17 protein-coding genes, 1 pseudogene and 1 riboswitch are annotated in these 16,493 nt (G+C 59.2%); of the genes and pseudogenes, 5 read left to right on the top strand and 13 right to left on the bottom strand.

Features of this window, described 5'->3' with window-relative positions; translation table 11 throughout:
* Positions 1-294: 294 nt before the first annotated feature.
* Positions 295-1,179, top strand: coding sequence for an SIR2 family protein (locus MESS4_RS08250; RefSeq protein ID WP_006328768.1), 885 nt, complete (start codon positions 295-297; stop codon positions 1,177-1,179).
* A gap of 527 nt (positions 1,180-1,706) precedes the next feature.
* Positions 1,707-1,907: riboswitch (cobalamin riboswitch) on the top strand.
* 115 nt (positions 1,908-2,022) lie between these two features.
* Complete coding sequence (metE, locus tag MESS4_RS08245) at positions 2,023-4,353, top strand: 5-methyltetrahydropteroyltriglutamate--homocysteine S-methyltransferase (RefSeq protein ID WP_036240889.1); 2,331 nt, start codon at positions 2,023-2,025, stop codon at positions 4,351-4,353.
* A gap of 717 nt (positions 4,354-5,070) precedes the next feature.
* Here metE and MESS4_RS08240 read toward each other — a convergent pair.
* Both MESS4_RS08240 and MESS4_RS08235 read right to left on the bottom strand, forming a co-directional pair.
* Positions 5,071-5,319, bottom strand: coding sequence for a DUF982 domain-containing protein (locus MESS4_RS08240; protein WP_006328763.1), 249 nt, complete (start codon positions 5,317-5,319; stop codon positions 5,071-5,073).
* 267 nt (positions 5,320-5,586) lie between these two features.
* On the bottom strand, positions 5,587-5,889 hold the full coding sequence (locus MESS4_RS08235; protein WP_006328761.1) for a DUF982 domain-containing protein: 303 nt from the start codon (positions 5,887-5,889) through the stop codon (positions 5,587-5,589).
* 245 nt (positions 5,890-6,134) lie between these two features.
* On the opposite strand from MESS4_RS08235, the gene MESS4_RS08230 reads away from it, so the two are divergent.
* Positions 6,135-6,599: a MucR family transcriptional regulator gene (locus MESS4_RS08230; RefSeq protein WP_006328759.1), complete on the top strand. Its 465-nt coding sequence runs from the start codon at positions 6,135-6,137 to the stop codon at positions 6,597-6,599.
* Positions 6,600-6,858: 259 nt separating this feature from the next.
* Here MESS4_RS08230 and MESS4_RS34915 read toward each other — a convergent pair whose 3' ends face one another.
* From MESS4_RS34915 to MESS4_RS31865, 5 genes are all read right to left on the bottom strand, one after another.
* The gene (locus tag MESS4_RS34915; protein ID WP_006328757.1) at positions 6,859-7,458 is read right to left on the bottom strand and encodes a cold-shock protein; all 600 of its coding nucleotides are present in this window, start codon (positions 7,456-7,458) and stop codon (positions 6,859-6,861) included.
* Positions 7,459-7,834: 376 nt separating this feature from the next.
* The gene (locus MESS4_RS08220; RefSeq protein ID WP_006328755.1) at positions 7,835-8,827 is read right to left on the bottom strand and encodes an adenosine kinase; all 993 of its coding nucleotides are present in this window, start codon (positions 8,825-8,827) and stop codon (positions 7,835-7,837) included.
* A gap of 100 nt (positions 8,828-8,927) precedes the next feature.
* Complete coding sequence (gene metK / locus MESS4_RS08215; RefSeq protein ID WP_006328754.1) at positions 8,928-10,103, bottom strand: methionine adenosyltransferase; 1,176 nt, start codon at positions 10,101-10,103, stop codon at positions 8,928-8,930.
* Between the two features lie 54 nt (positions 10,104-10,157).
* Complete coding sequence (locus tag MESS4_RS08210) at positions 10,158-11,495, bottom strand: serine hydroxymethyltransferase (RefSeq protein WP_006328752.1); 1,338 nt, start codon at positions 11,493-11,495, stop codon at positions 10,158-10,160.
* Positions 11,496-11,532: 37 nt separating this feature from the next.
* Positions 11,533-11,853, bottom strand: coding sequence for a winged helix-turn-helix domain-containing protein (locus tag MESS4_RS31865; protein ID WP_244441074.1), 321 nt, complete (start codon positions 11,851-11,853; stop codon positions 11,533-11,535).
* A 339-nt stretch (positions 11,854-12,192) separates the two neighbouring features.
* On the opposite strand from MESS4_RS31865, the pseudogene MESS4_RS34360 reads away from it, so the two are divergent.
* A pseudogene (locus MESS4_RS34360) lies at positions 12,193-12,469 on the top strand (transposase); the annotation flags it as partial.
* A gap of 47 nt (positions 12,470-12,516) precedes the next feature.
* Here the strand turns inward: MESS4_RS34360 and MESS4_RS08205 are convergent.
* The 3 genes from MESS4_RS08205 to MESS4_RS08190 all read right to left on the bottom strand — a co-directional run bounded on the left by MESS4_RS08205 (position 12,517) and on the right by MESS4_RS08190 (position 13,830).
* On the bottom strand, positions 12,517-12,726 hold the full coding sequence (locus tag MESS4_RS08205) for a helix-turn-helix transcriptional regulator (protein ID WP_006328749.1): 210 nt from the start codon (positions 12,724-12,726) through the stop codon (positions 12,517-12,519).
* 376 nt (positions 12,727-13,102) lie between these two features.
* The gene (locus MESS4_RS31855; RefSeq protein WP_006328748.1) at positions 13,103-13,318 is read right to left on the bottom strand and encodes a helix-turn-helix transcriptional regulator; all 216 of its coding nucleotides are present in this window, start codon (positions 13,316-13,318) and stop codon (positions 13,103-13,105) included.
* A gap of 302 nt (positions 13,319-13,620) precedes the next feature.
* Entirely contained in the window at positions 13,621-13,830 is a 210-nt protein-coding gene (locus tag MESS4_RS08190; protein WP_010913773.1) for a helix-turn-helix transcriptional regulator, read from the bottom strand.
* Between the two features lie 126 nt (positions 13,831-13,956).
* On the opposite strand from MESS4_RS08190, the gene MESS4_RS08185 reads away from it, so the two are divergent.
* Complete coding sequence (locus MESS4_RS08185) at positions 13,957-14,208, top strand: DUF2285 domain-containing protein (protein WP_006328741.1); 252 nt, start codon at positions 13,957-13,959, stop codon at positions 14,206-14,208.
* Positions 14,209-14,238: 30 nt separating this feature from the next.
* Here the strand turns inward: MESS4_RS08185 and MESS4_RS08180 are convergent, their stop codons facing one another.
* From MESS4_RS08180 to MESS4_RS08170, 3 genes are all read right to left on the bottom strand, one after another.
* Positions 14,239-14,799 carry a DUF2285 domain-containing protein gene (locus MESS4_RS08180; protein WP_081609665.1) on the bottom strand — a complete coding sequence of 187 codons (561 nt, stop codon included), beginning with the start codon at positions 14,797-14,799 and terminating at the stop codon, positions 14,239-14,241.
* 242 nt (positions 14,800-15,041) lie between these two features.
* On the bottom strand, positions 15,042-15,674 hold the full coding sequence (locus MESS4_RS08175; RefSeq protein ID WP_006328737.1) for an acyl-homoserine-lactone synthase: 633 nt from the start codon (positions 15,672-15,674) through the stop codon (positions 15,042-15,044).
* A 100-nt stretch (positions 15,675-15,774) separates the two neighbouring features.
* Positions 15,775-16,493, bottom strand: a 719-nt coding sequence (locus MESS4_RS08170; RefSeq protein WP_157385530.1) for a LuxR family transcriptional regulator, incomplete at its 5' end; no start/stop codon positions are given.

The following is a 16,493-nucleotide window of genomic DNA, read 5'->3' as shown; positions in this document are numbered from 1 at the left end:
GCTGGCTCCAGGATAGCTTTGAAGCCGCCTGAGGCCTCTAACCTCTCGATTCCACAAGGCCCGGATGTCCATTTCGTCGCCGCTGCGACGAGGCCACAATTTGACATAGTACACGTCACCGGCGTCCTGTGCTTGCCATAACTCGGGCTCGCCCCGCTCGACACTACCCGGCAGCAGCTTCCTTTTGAGGACGTAACGTCCGCCTAATATTTTTGTGACCATGTTGCTTTAAGACTATGAGTCGCACTCCGCGTCTAGTACACAAAATCACTTCCCCACATAAGGTTCTAACGCGTGCCGGGCAAAATCGACGACAACTTCGAAGACTTCGTGTCCAATTGGGATTTGTTTCGCGGACGGTTGACAATTTTTCTAGGCGCAGGAGCTTCGATAGGCGCCAAGAACAAATTGGGCGAGGATCTTCCCAACGCATATGCTCTGCGAAACACGCTATGGCAGCGTTTCAAGCATGACGGCTCGACTGCGTTTGACCCGGAGAGCCTAAAGCTCATGAGCCTAGAGCATGCCGCCGCGATAATCGAAACCAAGACCGGCCGAACGCCGATGTCTGAGTTCTTGGTCGAACATTTTACCTGCTTCCTGCCATTGTGGCAGCATGTTGCACTGGCCAATCTGGGAGCGCGGTCGATATTCACGACCAACTACGATGAGCTAGTTGAGCTTGGCTACAAATCGAGTAGCTCTCTCCCCCCGGACATAATTTATGATGATAGGCAAGCTTTGAGCGGTCGCATGCCGCTCTACAAGCCGCACGGAAGTTTAACCTACGCCCACGAGCCGGTCGGTAAAGGTGGCTTGGTTATAACTCAATTCGATTATTTTGAAATGATATCATCGTATCGAAAGATGATATCAAAAGCCATGGGCGGATTTGAGAACAGCTGCGTCCTACTCATTGGATATTCTTTCAGTGATATGGACATTGGTGCTGAATTATACTCAATCAGGCAGAAAAACAGAGGCATCCCTTGGTACACTGTCTTTCCAAGAGATGATCATCAGGTTCGGAAGATGTACTCGAATCGACTGTTTATAAATCAGATCAATATGGATTTCGAACAATTCATGACTAAACTGGACAATCGTGTTAACTTTTTGCCTCCTGAGCTGAAAAATAGTCGAATCAAGAAACTCAGGGCGGCCGGGCGTATCCAATGAAATCAAGAATGAAGAATCCCTGCAGTTGACCGGGCTTTCTCTTGATGCGGCCTTGTGTGCGGTCGCTCGGGCACATGCTCAATAATGTGGGAGAGGGTAGGAAATTCACTATCGGCACGAACCCGCTCCAACCCCTCCTCGCCCGCGATTGGGTTCCCAAAGCCGCGTTCGCGGCCTCGCGTAAGAACCGCCCGCTGCATATCTGACGGTTGCAAAGTCTTGCGGATCAGCGCCGATCCACGGCGCTTCGTTCTTGGTGGCCTCGGTGAGGCCGGAGCTTTTCCTTTTCTCGTTGAGATAGTTGGAAGGCTCGCACATCAGCGGCATTGGCAACGTCGGCCGCATGCGACAACGCCTGTTGCGACACGCTCTTTTCGTGCCGATGGGACAAAGACCTCTCCGAGCCAGCACCGATGGCCGCATCGTATGCGGCTTTTGGGGCGAAAGAGACCGGTCAGCGCAATGCATTATTCGCATCATCACATAAACATCTCGTTATATGGTATTGACAAGGAGCGAAGCGGCTGTGATTGTGCGCATGTCATGGTTCTCCGCGCGGCACTGCCGTAGCGGAGCTAAGAGGGAAGCCGGTGTGATGCCGGCGCTGCCCCCGCAACTGTTAGCGGCGAGCCAAGCCCATTGATGTCACTGAGGCGAACGGCCTCGGGAAGACGGGCAGAGGCTTTGACCCGCGAGCCAGGAGACCTGCCACGACGAACAACGTCCACGGGCGGGGTGTCTCGGAGGTCGCGGTAGCCCGGCTTCGTGCCGCCTACTCGCGCGTTCCTCGTCCCCACGCCCCAACCATCGGGGTATGGCATGACTGTCTCTCAACAAATTCCTGTGACAACGCTCGGCGTACCGCGTATCGGTCGAAGGCGGGAACTGAAATTCGCGCTTGAAAGTTACTGGTCCGGAAAATCTCCCGCTGCCGACCTGCTCGCGACGGCGAAGGCGCTGCGTGCCGGCAGCTGGAGGGAGCAGCACGATCACGGCGTGTCGAAAATTCCGTCCAACGATTTCTCGCTTTACGACCATGTCCTCGACACCGTCGCCATGGTCGGCGCTGTGCCGGCACGATACGCCTGGACTGACGGCGAGGTCCCACTCGATACCTATTTCGCAATGGCGCGCGGCAACCAAGATCAGGCCGCTGATTGCGGACATGCCGGTGACGAGCATGCGGCCAACGGGCATGGCCTTGCCGCGATGGAAATGACCAAATGGTTCGACACCAACTATCACTACATTGTGCCGGAACTTACGGACGATCAGAGCTTTGCCCTCTCGTCGGCGAAACCGGTCGATCATTTCCTCGAGGCCAAGGCGCTCGGCATCCACACGCGCCCGGTCCTGCTTGGACCGGTTACCTTTCTCAAGTTGGCGAAGTCACCTGAGGAAGGTTTCAACCCTATCGCGCTCCTGCCAAGGCTGTTGCCGGTCTACGAGGAGCTCCTGCGGAGGCTGAGGCTCGCGGGAGCCGATTGGGTGCAGATCGATGAGCCGGCGCTCGTGGTCGATCTGGTTCCCAACGAACGGGATGCGCTCCAATTCGCCTACTGCCGGCTGTCAAAAGCAGCACCGGAGTTGAAGATCATGGTCGCTACCTATTTCGGATCGCTGGGAGACAATCTCGAGACCGCAATTTCTCTGCCCGTGGCGGGACTGCACGTCGATCTCGTGCGCGCTCCAGAGCAGTTGGAGACCGTCGGCCGGCTCGCGCAGAAGGAACTTGTGCTCTCGCTCGGGCTGATCGACGGCCGCAACGTCTGGCGCGCGAACCTGCCTGCCATACTTGACCGCATCAAGCCGATCGTCGCCGGCTGGCCGTTGGACCGCGTGGAGATCGCCCCGTCCTGCTCGATGCTGCATGTGCCGATCGACCTGGACATGGAGACGGCACTCAATGCGGACGTGAAATCGTGGCTCGCCTTCGCGGCGCAAAAAACCGACGAGCTGGTCGTGCTCGCCCGTGCCCTGGCTGAAGGCCGGGACGCGGTCGCCGCCGAACTAGAGGCGTCGGCTGAGGCTGCCGCCGTTCGCGCGACATCCGCGAAGGTGCATGATCCGCTCGTCGAAGGACGGGTCGCCAGCATCAAGGTCGCCATGACGCGTCGGAAGAGCGCATTCGACCTGCGCTCCAAGCTTCAGGGCGACACGTTTGGCCTGCCTTCCTTCCCCACCACGACGATCGGCTCCTTCCCGCAAACAGCCGAGGTTCGCAAGGCGCGGGCAGCCCATGCCAAGGGCGAGCTGAGTTACGTCGACTACGAGGCGTTCCTGAAAAAAGAGATAGAAGCCGCCGTTCGCTGGCAAGAAGAGATCGGACTCGACGTGCTGGTCCACGGCGAATTCGAGCGCAACGATATGGTGCAGTATTTCGCCGAGCAGCTCTGCGGCTTCGCCTTCACGCAACACGGGTGGGTGCAGAGCTATGGCTCGCGCTTTGTGCGCCCCCCGATCATCATTGGCGATGTGTCGCGACAAAATCCGATGACACTACACTGGTGGCGATATGCCCAGTCGCTGACGCCGAAGCCGGTGAAGGGCATGCTTACCGGCCCGGTGACGATCCTCAACTGGTCCTTCGTCCGGGACGACCTTCCGCGCTCAGCCGTCTGCCGCCAGGTCGCGCTCGCCATTCGCGATGAAGTGAGCGACCTCGAAAAGGCCGGCGCCAGGATGATCCAGATCGACGAAGCCGCACTGCGCGAGGGCTTGCCGCTGCGCGAGGCCGAGTGGCAGGCCTATCTCGACTGGGCCGTCGAATGCTTCCGGCTGGCTTCAACGGCCGTCGGCGATGCGACCCAGATCCACACCCATATGTGCTACTCCGAGTTCGGCGATATCGTGGACGCGATTGCCGCAATGGATGCCGATGTGATCTCCATTGAAACCTCGCGCTCGCAGATGGAACTGCTCGATACGCTGCGAACCTTCAAGTATCCGAACGAGATCGGTCCCGGCGTCTATGACATTCACTCGCCGCGGGTCCCGGAAGTGGGCGAAATTTCCAACCTCATCATGCTTGCGCGCGAGCGATTGTCGGATGGCCAACTGTGGGTGAATCCCGACTGCGGTCTCAAAACGCGCAGGTGGGAGGAGGTCCGCCCTGCCCTGGTGAACATGGTGGCTGCGGCACGCGCAATTCGGGAAAAAGCGCAGACGGCGTAGGGCTCGGTGCCACTCGCCGGCGGTGAGCGGCAACGCCACACACCGGGCAACCTTGGGGGAGTCTATCCGGCGCGCCCAAGGCAATCGCGCTGCCGGTGACGAAGCGCCTCGGCAAGCTTGGCCTGGCCGCGGCCCTTGTTACGGCGCGTCGAAGTCAGCTTTCCAGACGCCGCCGTTGGCTGGCGATCGAAGGAGGCTTGGCCTCAAATGAGCCGGCCAGAAACGAGGCGGCTCACCGCCAGCCAGTTTCGGATTATTCCGTATTGGGATAATCCAGTATCACTATCGTCTCCCCGACCTTGATCGCCGAAACCCCGTTCCCGACCATCGGGAGAGGCATCGGCGATCACGCGGCGCCGGTCTGCGGAGCGTGTTCCGGGAAACCGGATACAGGGCTAAGCTGGGGAAGGTTCAAACGGCACTTCTGGAGACTATTGAGGCGGCATCGACGCTCTGCCATCTGCACCGGGCCAATTCCCGCTCGATGGCTCCGTCTGCCTCTGGCTGCAATCACCATCACCGCGACGGCGAAGCCGAGCGGCCGCAGCTGGCTGGCGGACCCTTGTGTTTTGATGGTGGAAGATCAGGCGCCGGACCAGGAAAGCCGCCGCGGAAAGTGCGGTGTTGGCTTGCTCCTGGCGGAGCCGGCAGGGGTGTTCGGACCGCGCCCAATAGCGATGCGCAGATGGCCGAAATTCATGAGCGGCGTCCTAAATCTCAATCGCCGCGTAGAATGCGTGCTTCGAGCGCGGCCGCGACGAAAGCTCGTCGAGCAGCTGGTGGATGGGTCTTACCGCGTAACACCTGCAGACAGGTGTCCATCGCTATTCTGCGTTTATCGGTCTCATGATGCAGATCCCGCAGCAAGATAGCGGCCGCGTCGTTGACGTCGAACACGATACGCTCCGAGCTGCGGCGGCTAACCTGAACAACGACTGGCCTCTCAAATCTGATCAACCCGGTCATCCCCCTCCTCCACAGCCACTATGCGGCAAACAGCCGGGTCGCATTTAGTCAGCCGAATGCGACCGCTGCATCTGCGCCACCGAACCTGGGCATTGGCGACCAGCGATCACCATGAGCAGCGTCTGGCCATGGTGAGCTTGCGTGCGATCTGCGGTTTTGCAGTTGGTGGTGAGGAACTGGTTCTCATTCGCGTGGTCTAACCGTGAAACCTGTGCATACTGCACTATTCGACGCGGCTCGCGCCAGTCTCAAACACTTCGTCGAAATCTACACCTGCACTTTTCCACTGCCCGATCTGCAGGCGGCGATCCACTGCATCGCGGAGGTTGAATCTTCCAAGATGGCGACCCGCTTCGCAAAGCCGAAAAAGGCATTGCGCGCCGTGCTTACCGGCTTGCGCCCATCGTACGCATCGTAGCATGCCCTCAGGGCGGCTTCGTGGATCATGTCTCTGCGATCTTCCGGCCATTCATTGAGAAAATCGATTGCATCCGCAAGGCCGGCGATCTCTTGGATGATGTGCGTGGCGCGCTTCACGAAAAGGGGGCTGCCGAAAGCCTCAGCATTCATTGGTTTCTCCCAACTTTCTAAATAGCCAATTTGCGGTGAAGAGGCGCCGCATCGACACGGCGACCATGGCACAATGTGTTGTCAGGGCGATGACGGTTCAAGAGGAAGATCCGCGACGGCGACCGGGCGTGCAGCGATCCGCCAACACATCATGCAATGGCTTTGGTTGCCATCAAACGCGGTCGTCACTATTAAGCTACGAGATGATTCTTACCCGGCTACTCTAATTCCGCAGGAGCGTTTTCATGACCGAAGAAACCGAGAGCAAAGCCGACAACCTCATCGAACTCACCGCCCATGTCGTCTCAGCCTATGTTTCGAACAATCCGGTTCCCGTCGGTGAACTGCCTGGGCTGATCGGCCAGGTCCACATCGCATTGAAAGCCACTGCTGGTGGTGCCGCACCAGAAAAGTCGGAAGCTCTCAAGCCTGCCGTACCGATCAGAAAATCGGTTACACCCGATTACATTGTCAGCCTTGAGGACGGTAAGAAGTTCAAGTCGCTCAAGCGTCACCTGGCGACCCACTATGGCCTTACGCCCGACGAATATCGCGCGAAATGGGAGCTGCCGGCGGACTATCCCATGGTGGCGCCGAATTACGCTGCGGCGCGCTCGGCATTGGCCAAGACGATGGGTCTGGGCCGCAAGCCGAAGGAACCGGGAACGCCGGCACCTGCCAAGCGTCCCCGCAAAAAAGCCGCAGCCTGACCGCACTTTTTCAGGATGGGCTAAGCGGATCAGACATCCATTTCGCACTCGCGAGATAAAATTTGTGCGTTGCAATATCCGCGGCAATCGGTATGATCATGTTGTCGGCCATCTACTCCTCCCAGATGTGGTGCCGACGCTGAATGGGGCGCACCTCCTCCCGCGTCTCATTCTAAATCGAGCCCGCTGCCACCTCCTCCCGGTAGCGGGCTTTTTCTTTGTCTGAGGCGCGATTTCGGTAGGGCCAACGCATTTGGCTCTAAGCGAGGCGAATGCTCCGAACTTCCAGGCCTTTGTTGCCCTGCCCGCATTGGACAAACACCTTCTGACCCTCCATCAGCATGCTCAGTCCTGAGCGGGTCAGCGCGGTGGCATGAACGAAGATGTCCTTCTCACCGTTTTCAGGAGCAATGAAGCCGAAGCCCTTTTGGGGATTGTACCGCTTGACCGTGCCCTCGCTCTCCACCTGGGCACTCGTCCCGGCGGTGGACTCTCCAGTGCGACGCGTATGTAGCTGAGTTCTCGCGGTCTGATCGCTGACCTCCAGCACTTGCGCGACCTGATGACCTCTTGGACTTTCTTCCGTTGTGACCTTCAGACGCGTTCCCTCGGAAACACCGCGGCTCCCGGCCGCCTCCAGCACCCGGATGTGCAGATAGGCCTCGATGCCCTCCGGCAATTTGACAAAGCCAAAACCCTTGCTGGTGTTGAACCACACCACTTCGGCGTCGACAGGATCCGCGGTTACAGTGGACGAACGCTGAAAGTAGCTTGGCTCGGAAGACCGTTCGGAAAAAGAAACCGCGTCATTGTCATGACGATGCCGGCGTGGCTCACGATGGTCTTTGTATTTGCCCATGATCGTCCGACTGGCTTGAACAACGCACTGCGCTCCCGGCAGGATAATCTCAATCGGCGATGCGTTGATGTCAATTCACCAGTTGGCCGCTTCGCCCGCTCTATCGCATGACGATCCCGGCCGACCTGTTGCCACACAAGGTCGATGATCGCGGGTGAGCAAAACATTCGCCAGGTCGAGCTGCTGATCCGAACGCGTTCCCTGTATCACACGGCAAAAGGGTCGCGCTAAAGGGCGGCACCGCGATCAACCGTTTCGATCGTGACATGCCCCGGGCTGCCGCCTCACGCGGATGCTCATCCGACATTTCGATTTACGCGCACTTTTCCGCACAGCCCCCGGGAGGGCAGACGGGCAGCTCGTCATTAACGCCCCCCTACAACAACCCAGCCTGCTCGGCCTCGCGGCGCAAATTCTGCCGCGGGCGCGGCCCGATCTGCTGGACCACCAGCCCGGCCGCCAGCGAGCCGAGGTCGCCGCAATCCTTCAGGCTGCGTCCTGCAGTGTAACCGTAGAGGAAGCCGGCGGCATAGAGGTCGCCGGCGCCGGTCGTGTCGACCAGTTCGCGGATTGTCGTCGCCTTGATGGTGACGGTTTCGTCGCCGCGCACGATGACCGAGCCCTTTTCCGAGCGGGTGACGGCGGCGATCCGGCAATCCTTGCGGATCTGCACCAACGCCTCGTCGAACGACGATGTCTGGTAGAGCGATTTGATTTCGTGGCTGTTGGCAAAGACGATGTCGACTGTGCCGGAGCGCATCAGCTCGAGGAACTCGTCGCGATAGCGGTCGACGCAAAACGAATCCGACAGCGTCATTGAGACTTCGCGGCCTGCGGCATGCGCCAGCCTGGCCGTCTGCCGGATCGCCTCCTTGGCGCGCGGCGGATCCCACAGATAACCCTCGAAATAGGTGACCTTGGCGCTGGAAGCCTTGTCGGCCTCGACATCTTCCGGCCCGAGCTCGACGCAGGCGCCGAGATAGGTGTTCATCGAACGCTCGCCATCGGGGGTGACGAAGATCATCGAGCGCGCCGTCGGCGGCAGGCCCTCGAGCGGTCTGGTGTCGAAGGCGACGCCCTGGGCGTGGATGTCATGGGCGTAGATTTCGCCGAGCGGATCGTTCGCCACCTTGCCGAAGAAGGCGGCGCGACCACCGAAGCTGGCGACGCCGGCCGCCGTGTTGCCGGCACTGCCGCCGGACGCCTCGATCGCTGGACCCATGCGGCTGTACAGAAGTTCGGCGCGCTGGGTGTCGATGAGGTTCATCGCGCCCTTGATGATGCCGTTGGTCTCGAGGAATTCCTCGTCGCACTGGGCGATGATGTCGACAATGGCATTGCCGATGCAAAGCACGTCATAATCCGGCATCAATGTCTCCGCCAACTACCCACCGGCTTTCTGCTATGCCGGCCAGGCGCGGGTCGAGCGAGTTGAAATGGGTTGCCGCATGCGCTTGATCCAGCGGCCCTCACGCAGCTGCCGGTCCTGCTTCACGCAGCAAGTCGTCGGCTCTGTCCGTCTTCTCCCAGGTGAACTCAGGCTCTTCACGGCCGAAGTGTCCGTATGTCGCGGTCTTGCGGTATATCGGGCGCAAGAGATCAAGCATCTTGATGATGCCTTTCGGTCGGAGATCGAAAAGCTCAAGAACAAGGCACTCGATCCTTTTTTCCTCGATTCTTGCGGTTCCGAAGGTGTTGACCATCACAGAAACCGGACTGGCCACGCCGATCGCGTAGGCAAGCTGAACCTCGCAGACCTCCGCAAGTCCGCTGGCAACGATATTCTTTGCGACGTACCGCGCCGCATAGGCGGCCGAGCGGTCAACCTTGGACGGGTCCTTACCCGAAAAGGCGCCGCCGCCGTGACGCCCCATTCCACCGTAGGAATCGACGATGATCTTGCGTCCAGTGAGACCGCAGTCGCCGGCAGGCCCACCGACCACGAACCGCCCTGTTGGGTTGACCAGAAATCTGATCCCCGTCGTATCCAGGTCGGGCGGCAAGAGCGGCTTGATGATCTCCTCGATGACGCCTTCGCGGACCGTGGCTTGTGAGACCGCCTCGTCATGCTGCGTCGACAGGACTATGGTATCCAGCGCCACCGGGCGGAGACCCTCGTAGCGTACGGACACTTGAGATTTCACGTCCGGACGCAGCCAGCCAAGCTGTCCCGTTTTCCGGACCTCTGCCTGTCTTTTCGTCAAGTGGTGAGCGAGTTGGATCGGCAAGGGCATCAATGTATCCGTCTCGTTGCATGCGAATCCAAACATGAGGCCCTGATCCCCCGCCCCCTGCTCGAGATCCTGCCCTCGTCCTTCATCAACGCCCTGGCTTATGTCGGGCGACTGCTCGGAGAGAGCCAGAACGACGGCGCAACGTCGACCATCAAAGCCGATGGCATCGTCGTCGTACCCAATATCGAGGATCGTATCGCGGGCAACTTGGCTGTAATCGATCTCCGCGTGGCTGGTGATCTCGCCAGCCAGAACGACCATCCCTGTCTTCACCAACGTTTCACAGGCGACGCGCGCCTTCGGGTCGGTCCGGAGGATCGCATCGAGGATGGCATCGGAGATGTTGTCTGCCATCTTATCGGGGTGTCCCGCGCCGACGGATTCGGAAGAGAACACGAACTGCCTGGTCATGGAATGTCCTCGCTGCAAGTGTTGGAAGGTGGGGAGTTTCTGGATTGAGGTGGCTTACCGGTCGGGGATGCCGGGGACGTCGAACGCAGTGCAGAAGTTAGCAACGTCTCTTCGTACGCTCGCATGAACTTCTGGGTCGTCGGGCTGGCGGCAGACCAAATCAATAAAAGCGGCGATCTGCACCATTTCCCCTTCACGCATGCCCATGGACGTCACCGCCGGCGACCCCAAGCGGATTCCGCTTGTGACCGTCGGGTCGCGCGGGTCGCCCGGCACCATATTAAAGTTCGTAATGATGCCTGCCCTTGCCAGGCGCTCGGCATAGGCTTTGCCTGATAGCGGCCGGTCCCGAAGATCAAGGATCAGCATGTGATTGTCAGTCCCGCCGGTGACCAGATCATAACCACGACCCAGAAGCGCCTCGGCCAGCGCCTTGGCATTCTTGACGATCTGGTGACCGTAGGTGCGGAAAGAGGGGGTCGCGGCTTCCTGCAAAGCAACAGCGAGCGCGGCGATGATATTCATATGCGGCCCACCTTGCAGTTGAGGAAACACCGCGCGATCAATCCGTTTGGCGAGATGGTGTTTGCTCGTGGGATGATAGAGCGCCTGATAACGATCTTCATTCTTCGACAAAATAAAGCCTCCACGGGGGCCGCGGATCGACTTGTGAGATGTGCTGGTGACGACGTCGCAATGAACCACGGGATTCGGATGCGCTCCAGCGACAATCAGGCCGCTGATGTGGGCGATGTCCGCCACGAGATAGGAGTTCGCCTCCGCAGCGATTTCTGCCATTGCCGCGTAGTCAAAGGCACGCGGATAGGCAGTTCCGCCGACCCAAATCAGTTTCGGCCGTTCCCGCCTGGCTGTCTCGCGCAAGCGGTCATAGTCAATTTGCTGCGTCTTTTCGTGCAGCCCATATGGGACGCGTTGATAATCAGTGCCGGAAAAGTTGACGGACCACCCATGAGTCAGATGGCCGCCTTCGGGTAAAGGCAAGCCCATGACTTTGTCGCGGGGGCTCAAAAGCGCGCGATAGACAGCCTGGTTGGCTGGTGAGCCCGAATAAGGCTGGACGTTGGCGTGCTCACCGCCAAAGAGCGCTTTCAGGCGCTCGATCGCGAGGGTCTCAAGCTCATCGACGATCTCGTTTCCCGCGTAGTAGCGCGCACCCGGGTAGCCCTCGGCATACTTGTTCGCGAAGATAGAGCCGGTCGCTTCCAGTACGGCTGAGGAGGCAAAGTTCTCGGATGCGATGAGTTTGAGCATCGTCCGCTCTTGCCGCCTCTGTCGTAGAAGCAGTTCATGAACGCGGCAATCGACGTGGACCAAGGAAGACCGTCCGTATGTGCCGGGTTCTGCCATGGCTACGTCAGCGGAGTTGTTCATGGTAGTTGCGCTCCCATCTGGGCAGATCTTTTTACGATCAAGCAGCAGTCCCCTTCGACCACGCGTCTTGTACCGCCTCGAGCCGCTCCAGGTCCCGCTTATGACACCCATCGTCGTGCGGCAGGAGATCGACCAGGAATTGAACCAACCCTCCGTCCTTGCCCCCTGCATTGAGATGATATGAGGACAAAGGACGTTGTCCGTTGCCGCAAAGAAAGTCGGCTCTGGCCAGCATCCGGACGTGTCGCGCAACGCGCTCCCGACGAAGATCGAGAATCTCCGCCAGTTCGCTGACAGTCAGGTCGGCATGCGCGCAAAGGCCCAGAATCCGTAGGCGATCAAGATGCGCTGCTGTCATTAGGCGATCGGCAAGTATCATCATTGGTCAGCACGGCGCCAAATAGAAGAACCGAACCCCTCGTCCTGCTCGCTTTGTCATATCGGGCTCTTCGCAAATGCTGTTCGGCAGCGGAACATAAACACACCAGATTTCTGCCGCCGCGGAACTCGAAAGTTGTGGTGAGCCTACCATTGACAGCGATTTGCGGTCGCAAAGATTCCATAAATTTCCTTGAAGGATCTGTTGCAAGGCCTAAACAAGAACGCAACGAGACTGGCGAGGTGCTGGTAAGACGGCAAGCTGGCAAACTGCTTGGCCAACAGGGAGGCGAGCGGCGCCACCTCTACCTAGGCGACAGTGCTAACCTGCATCGTGCGCCTCATCCGCCATTTGCTTGAGTTCGTGTCGCGGAAGGTCGCGAAGCCGTCGTGACGACGCTCAGCGCCATCTACCGGGCCGCGGACGCCAAAGCCGGCATGAAGGCTCCGGAGGATTTCGGGGCCGGCGACTGGGGTCGGCGATACCCGGCGATCACTCAGACCTAGACTAGCGGCGCATCTGGCAGCACGTCGTGCCGTTCTTCGCCTATCTCGAGAGTGTGCGCAGCATTAACCATGCGACGGAAGCGATTGAAATGTCCGCGGCGCGTCGGCGCCATTTCCAAATAGCGCTTAATCCTGGTCAGTCAGGTCGCACCAGATCGATGTGGCTGACACGGAGGGCCTGTGCCAGTTCATAAAACGTGACGATGGTGGGGTTCCTTTTGCCCTTCTCCAGCCCGCTGATGTACTGCTGGCTGAAGCCGGAGATCTCGGTAAGCTGCTCCTGCGTCAAGCCGGCCTTCTCTCTGATCCTGCGTGCATTTCGTCCGACCAGCTTGCGCATATCCATGCGCGGAGTTCAGCGGATCACGGTGCTTTATCAACTATAATATGTAATTCACATTGTCATCGATTTGCCCGAACCATCTGCCGCCGGCGTGGCACAGTCAAGCACAGTACGAGCTATCGGTCAGCAAGCAACGCACATCTGCGAGAACCTCGCAAGGCTCGATTTCGAGCGCTTCAGCTACGTCGAGGAACTCAATGACGTCCATGCAACGTTCACCGCCCTCATACTCTTTGCCACGAAAGACTGCGGGCCGCGAAGCGCTTCGGCTACTTTGGCCTGGGTTAAGCCCTTGTTCTTGCGCGCCGCTATCAGCTGTTCCAGCAGCCGGCGTTCGCGGGGCGATCGAAAGATCGCCGGCATCAGACGGTGCTTAAGTCTATTCAGATCGCGGATCGAGCAGCGTTGCCGGTTCAACCTCCAGCACCGTAGCGAGCTTCTCGACCATGTCGATGGTAGCCGCATATACACTGCGCTCAAGAGCGCTGATGTAGGTTCGATCAACACCAGCTTCATGTGCCAGCGCCTCCTGCGACAGCTTCTTTTTCTCGCGAAGCCTACGCAGATTGCGGGCAAAGACCTCTCGGATTCCCATACGCGAGAGGCCACCCTCTTGTTGAGGATTTCACCACGGAGTATACTCTACAAACTTAAGGAGCAACTCGCACGAGCATCGACTTTGCCCGAACTACCTGCTGTTAGGGATCGCGACTTCGCGGATGCGATCTGGCGATGATTATCGCTCAAGGTCAGCGCTGTAGGTCACGAAAGCTGCGCCAGGGAGCGAAGCCGAATGGTCTAGACCCATGTCGAAGAAAGCGGGCTCAGGTCACCGGCGGCCGGCTGCGCGCCATCAAAATCGATTGCGGCAATCCGGGATGGGCCGGATCGCCTTTGTTACTGCGGCCTAATCAACTCACAAGGATCAACGTCAAGCGCTTTTGCGAGCTGGCCAAGCACACTGACGCTTGCGGAAACCCGAGCACGCTCGATCGAGCCCACATAGCGCATGCTCAGCTCTGCGCGGGCAGCCAATTCTTCCTGCGTCAGGTCCTGATCATGGCGCAAACGACGCATGTTGATCGCCATGACCTCTTTGAGGTCCATGGCAAGATGGGACCAGAACCGGAACTATCGTTCTAGGAACGATCGTTCCTATTCGATATGATTAGCCCGACGAGGAGATGTCTTGCCCCATCCGATGACGACAAACCCGAACCCCAGGAGGTCGCGATGAAACCCAAAGTTCAAGACGAAGTCCCGTGGTCGGACCGCGTGACCGCCTACGACAACGAGCACTTCACGGTCTATATGAGGCTCCTGGACGCGTCCGCCGACGATGCCAGCGAGGATGAGATGGCGCAGCTCGTCCTCGGCATCGATCCGGTGCGAGAACCTGAGCGCGCTCGAATGGCGGTTCGCAGCCATCTCGGTCGGGCAAACTGGATGGTTACGACTGGATACAAAGAACTGTTCGCGCGCTGAGCGACTCCAGGTGACCTATTGCAATCACCTTCAGGCGAGGAAATCCTGATAGCCGCGATCCATGAGCATGTGACCGCGCCGGACGGCACGGCGAATGCGATCGCGAAGGTGGTTGCGCGGATCCGTCCAGTCGGCCTGGACGCGTTGTCGGCCCAACAAGGCCCTTGCGATTTGGCGGTGCGATGCCCCGCCCAGCGAGCCGTCAAGCGCCTGGAGGACGAAGCGCAAACGGCTGGCGCGCGCTTCGGGCGGAAACAGCCTGTCGGGAAGTTGCCCGGTCGCGTGAAGAGCATTGAGGCATTCGAGCGCATTCAGGTGATGTCTCATCCGATCGGCGGGCCAGATCGCGTCGACGGAAAGTCGAACGGGGCGCAAAACGTCCGCGCCCTCCACAGCCAGTTGTAAATCCCGGTGAGCATTTCGCAGCATGACATGCTGGCGACCGTCCGCCCTGACCACGAGTGCCGCCCGACATGGCAATGCAGCGAGATCAAACGAAAGCGTTTCGGTCGACAGTGCCTTTTCCGCAATGAGCGGCAGAACATGCGGGCATTGGCGGAAGCACCAGAACACAGCCGCATCGCGCCTCAACGAGCTTGCGAAAAAGGAGTCCCCACTGCGTGAGATCGAGCGACGATCTCACCACTTCTACCTCGAACCAACTTTCTGCAAATTCTGCCTGCTCAAGCGAGAGCCTGCAGTCACGCTGGAAGGCCGGATTGCGCCGTACGAATTCCCAGGCCCAGCCGCGTCGCGTCAGGTGCCGCGTGTAGCGATAAGATTTCTCATCCTGCCAGTCCGGCCAGTCGGCGTCGTTGCCTCTCATAGCCATGTCAGGCGCCCGTGCAAAGCACCGGCGCCCACAGCACGGGACCGCCAAGACCGCCATTGTGGCGGACCGCAGCAAGGCTCTCGTCTGAGACATCCAAAAAGCCGGCAACAGCGCGCGTGGTGCCGATTGTCTGGGGCGGACCGATCCGGACCAGCGGCCATCCGGCGCGACGCAGGATTCGTTCCAGGCGCAAATCCGTAACCGTAACGATATGGGTGAGCCGCCGCGACAAACCGAACTCGATCATGCCGGCGAGGAGTTCATAGGTGGCAACAGCAATGCTCCCACTGCCCTTCGGTGCAGACGGTGGAAGATCAAGGGCGAAACGGCTGCTTTCCCAGATACTCGGTTCCGGGGGTGCTGTTCTTCCTTCCAATAGCCTCGAAAAGACATCTTGCAACATCGTCGGCCCCGTCGAGGGCAGAAGGCGTACGCCGCCCCCGACGCGACCAGCGGAATCGCGGAACACAAGATAGTGCGGTTTCAGGGAATCGAACGAGTCGATCTCGAAGCCGCCGGTCGTGCGCACGTTCCAGTCGAGCTGCTCCTTGAAGACGCGGTAGCGCAGGCGGTGCATTTCGTGAAGTTCGTCGGCAAAGGCGCCGTACCAGCCGGGCGCAATAAGCTCAATCATGATGGTCTCCTCGCAGGTATGACCCTGCCATTGGAGGCGAACCTTCATGCCGCGACTGCCTGTGCATTTGCACAGGTAGATCAAAGAGGGATTCTGTTCCTCAGAGGATTGATGATCGTGAGGAGGCCAGCAGCGTCACCGCCTGATTTTTGGTGCGCACGCCGAGTTTCTTCTTAGCATTGTCCAAATGGAAAGCGGCCGTGCGCTCCTTGATCCCCAAGATGCAGCCGATCTCCCAGGCGGACTTGCCCTTCGCCGTCCATTCCAGGCACTCGTACTCACGGGGCGTCAGCGAAACACCATCCACCGCCAGATCGCCCGAAAGCTTGCGGCGAACGCCAATGTGAAAGCACATGGCCATAATCTCGAGCGCCTGTTCATATCGCTCGGCGATGCGCAGGAAGGTCGGATCGAGCCTGTCTGCCGCGAAGGTCATCGCAGCGACACCGCCGCGGCGATCGACAAGTGGAATCGTCAGTCCGCAGCAGATGCCGAATTCGGCAGCCTCATCGAAAAGCTGATGCTGTCGCTTTGAAATGCCGGCATGGCCGAAACCCGGTCCCCACTGAAAGGGACATTCGCTGCACCTAGCCCATTCTATGACCGGGTCAATCCTTTCATATTGGTGGCGCAAGTAGTGCGACGTCCAACCGGCATGATAATTCGATATCAGCCTGGGTCTTGTCACGCGATCAGACACCAGAGACAGATAGGCGAATGCGGGAATGTCAAAGGCGCCGGCGGCGCTGGCCAGTGCGTTATGGAAGTCGACTTCATCAACGCTCAAAGACAATTGTTCCAGCAAAGTTTCGAAGACGG

Origin of the sequence: Mesorhizobium sp. STM 4661 (assembly GCF_000359125.1) — a bacterium.
GTDB lineage: Bacteria > Pseudomonadota > Alphaproteobacteria > Rhizobiales > Rhizobiaceae > Mesorhizobium.
The sequence above is the reverse complement of the archived record's forward strand: the minus strand, read 5'-3'. Positions and strand labels throughout refer to the sequence as shown.